Here is a 12,646-nt window from a genome sequence, read left to right as displayed (position 1 = left end):
TGGCCTACTGCGGCAGGTCGCGGCGAATCATCCAGTGTTCCGGCGGTGGCATCAGGCGGCTGATGTCGAACTGCGGCAAGCTAGCCTGATCGAGCATCTGGATCATCGGGCTGACCTGCTGGGCATGCGGTTGATCTTCCAGCACCCGGACCGCCAGATCGACAGCGATGCGCGCCTGTATCACCGGTGAATCCGTGGGCGCAGCAACAATAAAGCCGTCGCGAATCTGCTCGATAATCCGTTCGGTGGTGTAGGTCGCCAGTACCTGCGCCCGGTAGTTTTGCCCGGAGGTCTGCACCAGCTGGGCGGCAAACCCGGCAGCTTCGGCGTTACCCAGCAGGTAATCGAGGTGCGGATGCGTTTTCAGCAGCCCGCGCACCAGCTGCGCCTGGCTGGCGCGATCGACCGGGGCATAGCCGCCATGCTCCACGCGCATGCGACCTGCCTGCTCGGCCTCGCGCAGCGACCGCTCAAGATCCTCGACCCAACCCGCGCCCTGCGGCCCGGGTAACCAGCCAAGGCTGAACGACCCAGCAGGACGATGCTGCTCGATGTAACCCAGCGCAGCCTTGAGCATGTCGGCAAAGTCCACGCTCGAATTGGCACTCAACCCCGGGCAATCACTGCCGTTCACCAGATCAATCACCGGTTTACCCTGCTCAACCAGCGTGGCGATAGCCCCGCAGAGTGCCTGGGCGTTGATCGCGGCGATGATGTAGGCATCGGCATTTTGTTGCCGGCATTGTTCCAGCTGCTGGGCCTGCACCTGCGGATTTTCATAGCCGCCGGCTTCATAGATGCCAAGGCGAACGCCCTGTCGGGTGGCCTCTTCATCCAACCCCCAGGCCACGCCCCACCAATAGCGATCCTTGCCATGGGGCAACAGCGCACAGATGCGCCAGGGCTTGGCCGCTTGCGCCAAGGGTTGGTAGGGCTGCACCTGGCCATCCGCCTGCACGGGCACAGGGAACCAGTCAGCAGCCGAGACCAGGCCTGTCGTGCACAACAAAAAGAGGGTTAAAACGATTACCCGCATGAACTCCGGCCCTGGAAAGTGCGCACTGAGCAGCCGTGCCGTGCACTTACTGTAGCCAATTTTACGGGTCTAACGAGGGCGCAATACTGCGCTGAAGGCGGGCACTTGAGTACCCGCCGAGGTACAGCTATTGATCAAGCGGCGCTGAACAGCTTGTGCGGGTCGATGACGAATTTCTTCGGCACGCCGGCATCGAACTCGCCGTAACCGCGCGGCGCGTCGTCCAGGCTGATCACCTGCACGCCGACCACTTCGGCAATGTTGATGCGGTCCCACATGATCGCCTGCATCAGCTGGCGGTTGTACTTCATCACCGGGGTCTGGCCGGTGTGGAAGCTGTGGGATTTGGCCCAGCCGAGGCCGAAGCGGATGCTCAGGGAGCCGATCTTCGCCGCTGCATCCACCGCACCCGGATCTTCGGTGACATACAGGCCGGGAATGCCGATCTTGCCGGCGACCCGTACCACGCCCATCAGCGAGTTGAGCACCGTGGCCGGCGCTTCGTGCTGCACGCCTGCGTGACCATGGCCACGAGCCTCGAAGCCCACCGCATCCACCGCACAATCGACTTCCGGTTCGCCCAGTAACGCAGCGATCTGTTCGTGCAGCGGGGTGTCTTTGGACAGGTCAGCAATCTCGAAACCCACCGCCTTGGCATGCGCCAGACGCACCGGGTTTACGTCACCGACAATCACCACTGCCGCGCCAAGCAAGCGTGCCGAGGCAGCCGCAGCCAGACCGACCGGACCGGCACCGGCGATATACACGGTACTGCCTGGGCCGACACCCGCCGTTACCGCACCGTGGTAGCCAGTGGGCAGGATGTCGGAGAGGCAGGTCAGGTCGCGGATCTTCTCCATCGCCTTGTCGCGGTCCGGCAGTTTCAGCAGGTTGAAATCGGCGTACGGCACCATGGCGTATTCGGCCTGGCCGCCGGTCCAGTCACCCATGTCGACATAGCCGTAGGCACCGCCGGCACGCGCCGGGTTAACCGACAGGCAGACGCCGGTGTGCTGTTCCTTGCACGAACGGCAGCGGCCGCAGGCTACGTTGAACGGCACCGAGACCAGGTCACCAATTTTCAGGTTCTCCACATCGCGGCCCTTCTCGATCACCTCACCGGTGATTTCGTGGCCCAGTACCAGCCCGGTTTGCGCCGTGGTGCGGCCGCGCACCATGTGCTGGTCGGAGCCACAGATATTGGTGGAGACCACGCGCAGGATCACTGCGTGCTCGATCTTGCGACCGCGCGGGTCCTGCATTTTCGGATAGTCGATTTTCTGCACTTCGACCTTGCCAGCGCCGAGATAGACGACGCCACGATTACCAGACATACGTATTTCTCCTTTCTTGTTGTGAATACAAAGGCGCGGCCAACGGTCGCGCGGCCTTGTACTGGAGCTTGTGTCTGTTGCCGGGCGGGACCGAGGGTTTGGCAGTCGGTGACCCACCCGTAGCGGGGATTCAGCAGTTGCGGTTTAGGCGTGCAGCACCACCGTGCGGCCGTCATTGAGGAAGACGCGGCGTTCAAGGTGATAACCGATGGCCTTGGCCAGGGTCTGGCACTCGATATCGCGGCCCTTGGCGATCAGGTCTTCGGGGTAGTGGGCATGGTCCACCGACTCCACGCCCTGGGCGATGATCGGCCCTTCGTCGAGGTCGTTGTTGATGTAGTGGGCAGTGGCGCCGACCAGCTTGACGCCCTTCTCATAGGCCTGGTGATAGGGCTTGGCACCCTTGAAACCGGGCAGCAGCGAGTGGTGGATATTGATCGCCCAGCCATCCAGCTGGCGGCACAGCTCAGGTGAGAGCACCTGCATATAGCGGGCAAGCACCACCAATTCGGCTCCGCTGTCCTCGATCACCTGTAGCACCTTGCGCTCCTGCGCCGGCTTGTCTTTCGGGTCGAGCGGGAAGTGGTAGTAGGGGATGTCGTGCCAGCGCGCCAGCGGCTCCAGGTCCGGGTGGTTGGACACCACCGCCACCACGTCCATGGCCAGGTGGCCGATACGCTGGCGATAGAGCAGGTCGTTCAGGCAGTGGTCGGCCTTGCTGACCATCAGCACCACCTTGGCCCGGTAGCCTGGCGGGGTCAGTTCGACCTGCATGCCGAAGGCGCTCAGGCGATCGTTCAAACCGGCGCGAAAGGCCTGTTCGTCGAAGTCATCCGGCTGGCGGAACTCCACACGGATAAAGAAGCGCGCCGACAGGCGATCATCGAAGGAATGGTGCTCGGTGACGTAGCAGCGCTGCTCGAACAGAAAGCGCGTCACCGCATCCACCGTGCCGAGCACGCTCGGGCAGTGGGCGGTGAGAATCCAGGTATCGGGGGTGCGGCTCATAACAAACTCCAGAACAAACTCCGCTGCTTTGCACCCCTCTCCCATTTATGGGAGAGGGGCCGGGGGAGAGGGCCGCCGGTACAACGCGATCAGCCCTTCCCCTCTCCCCAACCCTCTCCCCAGAGGGGAGAGGGAGCCGTTCGTGTCAGCCTCAGGCCTTGATCGCCAAGCCGTACTCGGCGCTGGCGTCCTGCAACCACAGCCAGAAGTAATCGGAGAAGCTGCGGCGGATCAGCAGTTCCCAGGTGTCTTCGGCGATGTGGCGGATCACCAGTTGCGACTTGGCGAAGTGTGTACCCACCGCCTTGCCCACCGGGAAGTTGCTCGGATGCACGTCGTAGCTGGTGGACTTCATCAGCACTTCGCGCACCTTCGGCCCAGTCAACTCCAGCAGGGTCTGCCCGCCGCTGACGTTGACGATCGAGATGTGCTGGCCATCCAGCGCTTCGCGCAGCTTCTGCTCGACCGCGAACTCGCTGCCGCTCGGCACAATCAGCAGCCATTCATCGGGGGCCAGCCATTGCAGCGAGGTGTCGCCGGCCGCCACCAGGGTCAGTGCCACCGGCAGTTCCAGGCCCAGGGCCTTGTGCACACCACCGGCAAACGCCGGGTCCTTAGCGTCGCCACGCAGGGTCAGGTGCCCGAGCAGCTTCTTCTCGCGCACCGTCACCCCGGCACTGGCCGAGCCTTTACCCGCCAGCTGTTCAAGGCCGGCGTGGAACAGAGGCGATTCGGCATGAGCGGCAGCCGGGCGTTGCTGATAAACGTTGATCAAATTAGACATTCTGGCGATCCCCTTTCGGGTCATAGAACACGGAGCTGACGATTTCGGCTTCGATCAGGCTGCCATCGGCCAGCGGTGCAAACACCCGCTCGCCGGTGCGTTTGAGGCCGCCCTTGACCACACCCATGGCGAAGGAATAGCCCAGCGACGCGCTCATGTAGCTGGAGGTGACGTGGCCGACCATCTGCATCGGGATGGTCTGTTTCGGGTCGAACACCAGTTGCGCGCCTTCCGGCAGTACCTTGTTGGGGTCGACGGGTTTGAGCCCGACCAGCTGCTTGCGGTCTTCGCGCAGGCTGTCTTCGCGGTTCATGCCGCGCCAGCCGATCCACGAGAACGGCTTGGTGCGGCCTACGCACCAGCCCATGTTGAGGTCGTCTGGGGTGACCGAACCGTCGGTGTCCTGGCCGACGATGATAAAGCCCTTCTCAGCACGCAGCACGTGCATGGTCTCGGTGCCGTAAGGCGTCAGGCCATGCTTCTTGCCGGCTTCGATGATCTTTTCCCACACGCCCAGGGCGTAGTCGGCTTGCACGTTGACCTCGTAGCTCAGCTCGCCGGTAAAGGAGATGCGGAACACCCGCGCCGGCACACCGCCGACCAGGCCTTCCTTCCAGCTCATAAAGGGGAAGGCATCCTTGTCCAGGTCGATGTCGGTGACCTCGGCCAGCAGCTTGCGGCTGTTGGGGCCGGACAGGGTCATGGTCGCCCAGTGGTCGGTAACCGAGGTGAAGTACACCTTGAGTTCCGGCCACTCGGTCTGGTGATAGATTTCCAGCCACTCCATCACCCTTGCGGCGCCGCCGGTGGTGGTGGTCATCAGGAAATGGTTGTCGGCCAGGCAGGCGGTCACGCCGTCGTCGAAGACCATGCCGTCTTCCTTGCACATCAGGCCGTAACGGGCCTTGCCCACATCCAGCTTGGTCCAGGCGTTGGTGTACACGCGGTTGAGAAACTCGCGGGCATCCGGGCCTTGAATATCGATCTTGCCGAGGGTCGAGGCGTCCAAAATGCCGACTGCGTTACGCACGGCCAGGCACTCGCGGGCCACGGCGGCGTGCAGGTCTTCACCGGCTTTGGGGAAGTACCACGGACGTTTCCACTGACCCACGTCCTCGAACTCGGCACCGTTTTGCAGGTGCCAGCTTTGCATCGCGGTGTAACGCTTGGGCTCGAACAGCGCGCCACAGTGACGACCGGCCACCGCGCCGAAGGTCACCGGGGTGTAGTTCGGGCGGAACATGGTGGTGCCCATCTGCGGGATGCTGATGCCCAGCGAACGGGCGGCAATCGCCAGACCGTTGATATTGCCCAGCTTGCCCTGATCGGTGCCGAAGCCCAGCGCGGTGTAGCGTTTGACGTGCTCGACCGACTCGAAGCCTTCGCGGGTGGCCAGCTCGATACCGGCGGCGGTGACGTCGTTCTGCAGGTCGACAAACTGTTTGGGCGCACGTGCCGTCGGCTTGTCGTGCGGCACCTGGAACAGCGCCAGGGACGGTTCTTCCATGCGCACGGCAACCTGCGGCAGGCTGGCGGAAACCGCCTTGAAACCGGCTTCGGCAGCCGCCGATACACCCGCCTCGAAACCATCGGCCAGGGCATCACCCAGGCCGAATACGCCATTGACCGCACCCGCGCACAGGCGCTTCTGGAAGCCACCCTCGCCTGGCACAAAGGCCAGAATATCTTCACGCCAGGTCGGCCGGCCGCCCAGGTGCGAGGCCAGGTGCACCACCGGGCTGTAGCCGCCGGAGCTGACGATCAAATCGCAGTCGAGCACCTCACCCGGGCTGCTGACCTTATGGCTCTGCACATCGATGGCGCAGATGCGCGCAGCGGTAACCCGCTTGCTGCCAGCGGCTTCCACCACGGCGCTGCCGGTGAGAATACGCACCCCACGGCTGCGAGCCTCTTCCACCCAGCTGCCGCGTGGGTTGCTACGGGCATCGGCCACCGCCACCACCTGCAGGCCGGCATCGAGCCAGTCAAGCACCACGCGGTAGGCGTAATCGTTGTTGGTCGACAGCACCAGCTGCTTGCCTGGTGCCACGCCGTAGCGGCGCACGTAGGTGGACACCGCATCGGCGAGCATATTGCCCGGCACGTCGTTGTTGGCGTACACCAGCGGCCGCTCGTGGGCACCGGTGGCCAGCACCACACGCGTGGCACGCACGCGGTGCATGCGCTGGCGCACCATACCGAGTGGCGCGATTTCACCAAGGTGATCGGTCAGGCGCTGGTGAATGGTGAGGAAGTTATGGTCGTGGTAACCGTTGACCGTGGAACGCGGCAGCAGGGTCACTTCAGGCATGCCAGACAATTCAGCAATCACCTGCGCGGCCCAGTCGGCGGCCGGTTTGCCGTCGAGGGTTTCGCGGGTGCTGAGCAGGCTGCCGCCGAACTCTTCTTGCTCGTCAGCCAGAATTACCCGTGCACCGCTGCGCGCGGCCGCCAAGGCTGCGGCCAGGCCCGCCGGGCCGGCACCGACTACCAGCACGTCGCAGTGCTGGTTCATGTAGTCGTAGCTGTCCGGGTCCACGGCGGTCGGCGCGCGGCCAAGACCTGCGGCCTTACGGATGTATTTTTCGTAGGTCAGCCAGAGGTTCTGCGGGTACATAAAGGTTTTGTAGTAGAACCCCGGCGGCATCATCTTGCCGCCGACCTTGCCGAGAATGCCCATGAGGTCGGTGTTTACGCTCGGCCAGCCGTTGGTGCTGCTGGCAACCAAGCCGGCATACAGCGCCTGCTGGGTGGCGCGCACGTTGGGGATCTGCGCCGCTTCAGTGCTGCCGATCTGCAGCACGGCGTTCGGCTCTTCCGCGCCCGCCGCAACGATGCCGCGCGGCCGCGAGTACTTGAAGCTGCGCCCGACGATATCCACGCCATTGGCTAGCAAGGCGGCTGCCAGGGTGTCGCCGGCAAAGCCTTGATAGCTCTGCCCGTTGAAGCTGAATGTCAAAGGCTGGCTGCGATCAACGCGGCCGCCGCTGGCAAGACGATTGACCTGGCTCATGCCGTTACTCCTTGGTCGCTGGCCTTTTTCTCGGCGGTGCCGGCAGCGGTGACGCTGGGCTTCTCACCGATCTTGTAGGTTTCGAGAATTTCGTAGGTCACCGTATGACGGGTGGCGTTGAAGTACTTACGGCAGCCGGCGGAGTGCACCCACAGCTCGTGATGGATACCGCGCGGGTTGTCGCGGAAGAACAGGTATTCGCCCCACTCGGCATCGGTGCAAGTGGCCGGGTCCAGCGGGCGCGGAATGTGCGCCTGGCCCTTGGCGTGGAATTCCTCTTCGGAGCGCAGTTCACCGCAGTGAGGGCAGAAGATATGCAACATGGGTAAGCCCTCTTAGTGAGCCACGGCAGCAGCGCCGTGCTCGTCGATCAATGCGCCGGTGTGGAAACGGTCCATGGAGAACGGCTTGGCCAGCGGGTGCATTTCGCCCTTGGCCAGGCTGGCCGCGAACACGTGACCCGAACCCGGCGTGGCCTTGAAGCCGCCGGTGCCCCAACCGCAGTTGAAGAACAGATTGGGTACCGGGGTTTTGGAAATGATTGGGCAGGCGTCCGGCGAGGTGTCGACGATGCCGCCCCACTGGCGGTTCATACGTACCCGCGAGAGCACCGGGAACATCTCGACGATGGCCTGCAGGGTGTGTTCGATGGTGCCGTAGGAGCCGCGCTGGCCGTAGCCGTTGTAGCCGTCGATACCGGCACCGATAACCAGGTCGCCTTTGTCCGACTGGCTGATATAGCCGTGCACGGCGTTGGACATGATCACGCTGTCGATAATCGGTTTGATCGGCTCGGACACCAGCGCCTGCAGCGGATGGGATTCCAGCGGCAGGCGGAAGCCGGCGAGGCCAGCCATATGCCCGGAGTTACCCGCAGTGACCACGCCCACGCGTTTGCCACCGATAAAACCCTTGTTGGTTTCCACGCCGATGCACACGCCGTTTTCCTTGCGAAAGCCGGTGACTTCGGTCTGCTGGATCAGGTCCACGCCCAAGGCATCGGCAGCGCGGGCATAGCCCCAGGCCACGGCGTCGTGACGGGCCACGCCACCGCGACGCTGCACAGTGGAACCCAGCACTGGGTAGCGGGTGTTCTTGCTGCAATCGAGGTACGGAATCTCTGCGGCCACCTGCTTGGCATCCAGCAGTTCGCCATCCACACCGTTGAGGCGGTTGGCACTGACACGACGTTCGGAGTCGCGCATGTCCTGCAGGGTGTGGCACAGGTTGTAGACACCGCGCTGGCTGAACATGACGTTGTAGTTGAGGTCCTGGGACAGGCCTTCCCACAGCTTCATCGCATGCTCATACAGGTGCGCCGACTCATCCCACAGGTAGTTGGAACGCACGATGGTGGTGTTGCGCGCGGTGTTGCCGCCGCCCAACCAGCCCTTCTCGATCACCGCGACGTTCTTGATGCCGAACTCTTTGGCCAGGTAATAGGCCGTGGCCAAACCGTGACCGCCACCGCCGACGATGATCACGTCGTACACCGGCTTGGGCGTTGGGTTACGCCACATGCGCTGCCAGTTTTCGTGGTGGCTGAACGCGTGCTTGAACAGGCCGAAGCCGGAATAACGTTGCATAAAGGTGCTCCTGAATTCTGTTCCCCTCTCCCCCTGGGAGAGGGGCTAGGGGAGAGGGTGGCTGCCCTCTCCCGCCCTTCGGGCACCCTCTCCCGGAGGGAGAGGGATCAATCAGCGATAAACGGGATAGTCAGCACACAGGCCAGCGGCCAGAGTCGCCACCTGCGCCTCGACGTCGGCATCGCCGAGGTGGTCGAGGATGTTGCAGATCCAACCGGCCAGCTCGATGCTCTGCGCCTCTTTGAGGCCGCGCGTGGTGATGGCCGGGGTACCGATACGCAGGCCCGAGGTGACGAACGGCGACTGCGGATCATTCGGCACGGCGTTCTTGTTGACCGTGATGCCAGCACGACCCAGAGCCGCATCGGCGTCTTTGCCGGTCAGGCCCTGACGGATCAGACTGACCAGGAACAGGTGGTTGTCGGTGCCGCCGGAGACCACGTCGTAGCCGCGCTCGATAAACACCTTGGCCATGGCCTGGGCATTTTTGATCACCTGCGCTTGGTATTCCTTGAAGCCAGGCTCCATGGCTTCCTTGAAGCACACAGCCTTGGCCGCAATCACATGCATCAGTGGGCCGCCCTGGGCGCCGGGGAATACCGCCGAGTTAAGTTTCTTCTCGATATCAGGATTGGCCTTGGCCAGGATCAAGCCACCACGCGGACCGCGCAGAGTCTTGTGGGTGGTGGTAGTGACCACATCGGCAAAGGGAATCGGGTTGGGGTACAGGCCTGCGGCGACCAGGCCCGCGACGTGGGCCATGTCCACGAACAGCAGCGCCCCGACCTTGTCGGCAATGGCGCGGAAACGCGGGAAATCCAGAGTCTTCGAGTAGGCGGAGAAACCGGCGACGATCATCTTCGGCTGACACTCAACCGCCAGGCGCTCAACTTCGTCGTAATCGATCAAGCCAGTGGCAGTGTCGATGCCGTACTGCACGGCGTTGTACAGCTTGCCCGAGGACGACACCTTGGCGCCGTGGGTCAGGTGGCCGCCGTGGGCCAGGCTCATGCCGAGGATGGTATCGCCGGCATTGATCAGCGCCAGGTACACCGCGCTGTTGGCGGACGAACCGGAATGCGGCTGCACGTTGGCGTAATCGGCGCCGAACAGTTTCTTGGCACGGTCGATGGCCAGCTGCTCGACCACGTCTACATGCTCGCAACCGCCGTAGTAACGCTTGCCCGGATAGCCTTCGGCGTACTTGTTGGTCAGGCCGCTGCCCTGCGCTTCCATAACCCGCTGGCTGGTGTAGTTTTCCGAGGCGATCAGCTCGATATGGTGCTCCTGACGGCGCTCCTCGGCGTTTATGGCGCTGAGCAATTCATCGTCGTAGCCTTGAATCTGGTCGTTCTTGCTGAACATCACTGATCTCCTGCGGCACCGGGGTGTGGCGCATCTGTGTCGGAAGCGGGCTGAGCCCTTGTGAGCCGATGGTATGACTGGCCCTGATCGGTCAGATGCCTAGGCACGCCACGGGGGATTGCGTTTGCGACATGCACGCGTCGCAATTGCGCAGGCCTTATAGGCGACAGCGCGCTGCGGCTTCGCCTGTATGGCAGAGGATGTCGCCCTCGTATCTGCACGCAGGCGTGACCGCGGATACAGTAGAAGCATCCCAAACGGCTTAGCGTTAGCGCCCACAAGGAAGCTCCCATGCCCGATCTCTCGCAACAATTCGCCAGCGACAACTACTCCGGCATCTGTCCGGAAGCCTGGGCAGCTATGGCCGAAGCCAATCAGGGCCACCAGCGCGCCTATGGCGACGACGAATGGACCGCACGCGCCGCCGACCACTTCCGCCGCCTGTTTGAAACCGACTGCGAAGTGTTTTTCGCCTTCAACGGCACGGCGGCCAACTCCCTGGCCCTGGCGTCGTTATGCCAGAGCTACCACAGCGTGATCTGCTCGGAGACCGCCCACGTCGAAACCGACGAATGCGGCGCGCCGGAGTTCTTCTCCAATGGCTCCAAGCTGCTGCTGGCCAAGACCGAAAACGGCAAACTGACGCCCGAGGCGATCCGCGAGATCGCCCTCAAACGCCAGGACATCCATTACCCCAAGCCACGCGTGGTGACCCTGACTCAGGCCACGGAAGTCGGTACCGTTTACAGCCCCGACGAAGTGCGGGCGATCAGCACGGTGTGCCGCGAACTGGGCCTGCATCTGCACATGGACGGCGCGCGCTTCTCCAATGCCTGCGCCTTTCTCGGCTGCAGCCCGGCCGACCTGACCTGGAAGGCCGGCGTCGATGTGCTGTGTTTTGGCGGCACCAAAAACGGCATGGCCGTGGGTGAGGCCATCCTGTTCTTCAATAAAGATTTGGCCGAAGACTTCGACTACCGCTGCAAGCAGGCCGGTCAGCTGGCCTCGAAGATGCGCTACCTGTCCGCACCCTGGGTCGGCATCCTGCAGAACGATGCCTGGCTGAAATACGCCCAGCACGCCAACCGCTGCGCGCAGCTGCTCGCCGAGTTGGTCAGCGATATTCCGGGGGTCAGCCTGATGTTCCCGGTGCAGGCCAACGGCGTGTTTTTGCAGATGTCGGAACCGGCGCTGGAAATCCTGCGGGGCCAGGGCTGGCGCTTCTACACCTTTATCGGGGCTGGCGGTGCACGCTTTATGTGCTCCTGGGACACCGACGAAGCGCGAGTGCGCCAGCTGGCAGGGGATATTCGCCAGGCGATGACGGCCAGCTAAGCAAGACGCTCACGATGCGGGCTGATGCAGGCGGCCACTGACGCCTGCATCAGCCCCAACCATCAGGAAGGACGGGGAACCAGCGCCGGCAGCAAGGTGCGCGAGATCGCCTCGCGCACATTCGGCAACAGCGTCGCGCTGCCACCGAGCAACTCCTCCACCAGACGCCGCAGGGCCAGCGCGCGCTCCGGGCTCAGGCCGCTGACGGCATGTTCGCACGCCTGCTCGGCAGTGACCCCGGGTGGAATCGACAACCCTAGCGCCACCAGCCGTTCGCGTAGGTCCTCCTGATCGATCAGGTCGGCGTGCATCATGGTCAATTCCTCCAATGGTGGCGTGCTAGCGCAGCACGCCTTCTTCCAGTAACAGTTTGAAGATAGCCTCCGCACCCGCTTGCGGCGAGACATCCTTAAGCACTTGCCCACCGCCGCCAGACGCTTTGGCCGTGGCGGCCTTCATCCGTTCCGCGCCGGTTTTGGCCTTGATTACTTTAAGGCGTTTGGGCCGGGGTTTAGCCGGTTGCAGCTGCGCGCTAGCAAACAGTGGATCGGCAACCAACTCCACCTCTTCGCCCGTCAGCAGGCCACGGCGTGCCGGGCCGAAGGCGCTTTGCCGGGCGGTAGGCGCTGCGTTATCCACGCTGGCGACAAACGGCAGACGCACCTGCAGGCGCCGGCGCTGGCCGCGCGGCAGGGCTTGCAGCACCTGGGCCACACCATTACTGACCTGCTCCACCGCCGCCAGCCCGACCACCAGCGGCCAGCCAAGCTGTTCCGCCAACAGATAAGGCAGCATGCCCGAGCCTTCACCGGTTTCCGCCTGACTGCCGGTCAACACCAGCTGCGCACTGGAGTCGGCCAGGTACTCGGCCAGCACCGGCAGCGCATCGCTGTGCGCCGGTTGTTCGAGAATCTTGATCTGCGCAAGGCCCATGCCCAGATAAGCGCGCAATGCTTCCTGCTGAGGATCGCCGGCATGCAGCACCTGCAACCGCTCACCGGCCAGACGCAGCCCCAGCTCGACCGCACGAGCGTCCTGCTCGGCGCGGCGTGGCCGACCTGAGGTCGGGTGAGCGCCTACGGAAACCAGCGTAACTACCTGCAAATCAGTCATGGCGCAGCTCCGTAGGGAGGAAGACGCTGTTTTCTTCCGCCATGGCGGTGTGAGCGTTGGTGGATGGATGAA

At 63.5% G+C, this 12,646-nt stretch carries 11 protein-coding genes; 1 reads left to right on the top strand and 10 read right to left on the bottom strand.

Going from position 1 to position 12,646, the window contains the following annotated elements:
- Positions 1-4: 4 nt before the first annotated feature.
- The 8 genes from torT to glyA all read right to left on the bottom strand — a co-directional run bounded on the left by torT (position 5) and on the right by glyA (position 10,126).
- Positions 5-1,036, bottom strand: coding sequence for a TMAO reductase system periplasmic protein TorT (torT, locus tag HCI85_RS18030; RefSeq protein ID WP_167146729.1), 1,032 nt, complete (start codon positions 1,034-1,036; stop codon positions 5-7).
- Positions 1,037-1,170: 134 nt separating this feature from the next.
- Entirely contained in the window at positions 1,171-2,370 is a 1,200-nt protein-coding gene (gene fdhA / locus HCI85_RS18025) for a formaldehyde dehydrogenase, glutathione-independent (protein ID WP_167146726.1), read from the bottom strand.
- A 144-nt stretch (positions 2,371-2,514) separates the two neighbouring features.
- The gene (gene purU, locus HCI85_RS18020) at positions 2,515-3,378 is read right to left on the bottom strand and encodes a formyltetrahydrofolate deformylase (RefSeq protein ID WP_167146723.1); all 864 of its coding nucleotides are present in this window, start codon (positions 3,376-3,378) and stop codon (positions 2,515-2,517) included.
- A 151-nt stretch (positions 3,379-3,529) separates the two neighbouring features.
- The gene (locus HCI85_RS18015; RefSeq protein ID WP_167146720.1) at positions 3,530-4,162 is read right to left on the bottom strand and encodes a sarcosine oxidase subunit gamma; all 633 of its coding nucleotides are present in this window, start codon (positions 4,160-4,162) and stop codon (positions 3,530-3,532) included.
- Positions 4,155-7,175, bottom strand: coding sequence for a sarcosine oxidase subunit alpha (locus tag HCI85_RS18010; RefSeq protein ID WP_167146717.1), 3,021 nt, complete (start codon positions 7,173-7,175; stop codon positions 4,155-4,157). The genes HCI85_RS18015 and HCI85_RS18010 overlap by 8 nt, the downstream gene beginning before the upstream one ends.
- Positions 7,172-7,498, bottom strand: a complete 327-nt coding sequence (locus HCI85_RS18005) for a sarcosine oxidase subunit delta (RefSeq protein ID WP_167146714.1) — start codon at positions 7,496-7,498, stop codon at positions 7,172-7,174. The genes HCI85_RS18010 and HCI85_RS18005 overlap by 4 nt, the downstream gene beginning before the upstream one ends.
- A 12-nt stretch (positions 7,499-7,510) precedes the next feature.
- Positions 7,511-8,761, bottom strand: a complete 1,251-nt coding sequence (locus HCI85_RS18000; RefSeq protein WP_167146711.1) for a sarcosine oxidase subunit beta — start codon at positions 8,759-8,761, stop codon at positions 7,511-7,513.
- A gap of 111 nt (positions 8,762-8,872) precedes the next feature.
- A complete protein-coding gene (gene glyA, locus HCI85_RS17995; RefSeq protein ID WP_090254980.1) occupies positions 8,873-10,126 on the bottom strand; it encodes a serine hydroxymethyltransferase in 1,254 nt (417 codons plus the stop codon).
- Between the two features lie 291 nt (positions 10,127-10,417).
- Here glyA and HCI85_RS17990 point away from each other — a divergent pair, with 291 nt between their 5' ends.
- Positions 10,418-11,461, top strand: coding sequence for a threonine aldolase family protein (locus tag HCI85_RS17990; protein WP_167146708.1), 1,044 nt, complete (start codon positions 10,418-10,420; stop codon positions 11,459-11,461).
- Positions 11,462-11,523: 62 nt separating this feature from the next.
- Here HCI85_RS17990 and HCI85_RS17985 read toward each other — a convergent pair whose 3' ends face one another.
- Together HCI85_RS17985 and etfB are read right to left on the bottom strand one after the other, a co-directional pair.
- Positions 11,524-11,775, bottom strand: a complete 252-nt coding sequence (locus HCI85_RS17985; protein WP_090254976.1) for a hypothetical protein — start codon at positions 11,773-11,775, stop codon at positions 11,524-11,526.
- Between the two features lie 25 nt (positions 11,776-11,800).
- Positions 11,801-12,574 carry an electron transfer flavoprotein subunit beta gene (gene etfB, locus HCI85_RS17980; RefSeq protein WP_167146705.1) on the bottom strand — a complete coding sequence of 258 codons (774 nt, stop codon included), beginning with the start codon at positions 12,572-12,574 and terminating at the stop codon, positions 11,801-11,803.
- Between the last annotated feature and the right edge of the window lie 72 nt (positions 12,575-12,646).

The sequence above is a fragment of the Pseudomonas sp. OTU750018 genome (genome assembly GCF_011636575.1).
Lineage (GTDB): Bacteria > Pseudomonadota > Gammaproteobacteria > Pseudomonadales > Pseudomonadaceae > Aquipseudomonas > Aquipseudomonas peli.
Note: the sequence above shows the minus strand (reverse complement) of the source record. Positions and strands in the feature narration are given on the sequence as shown.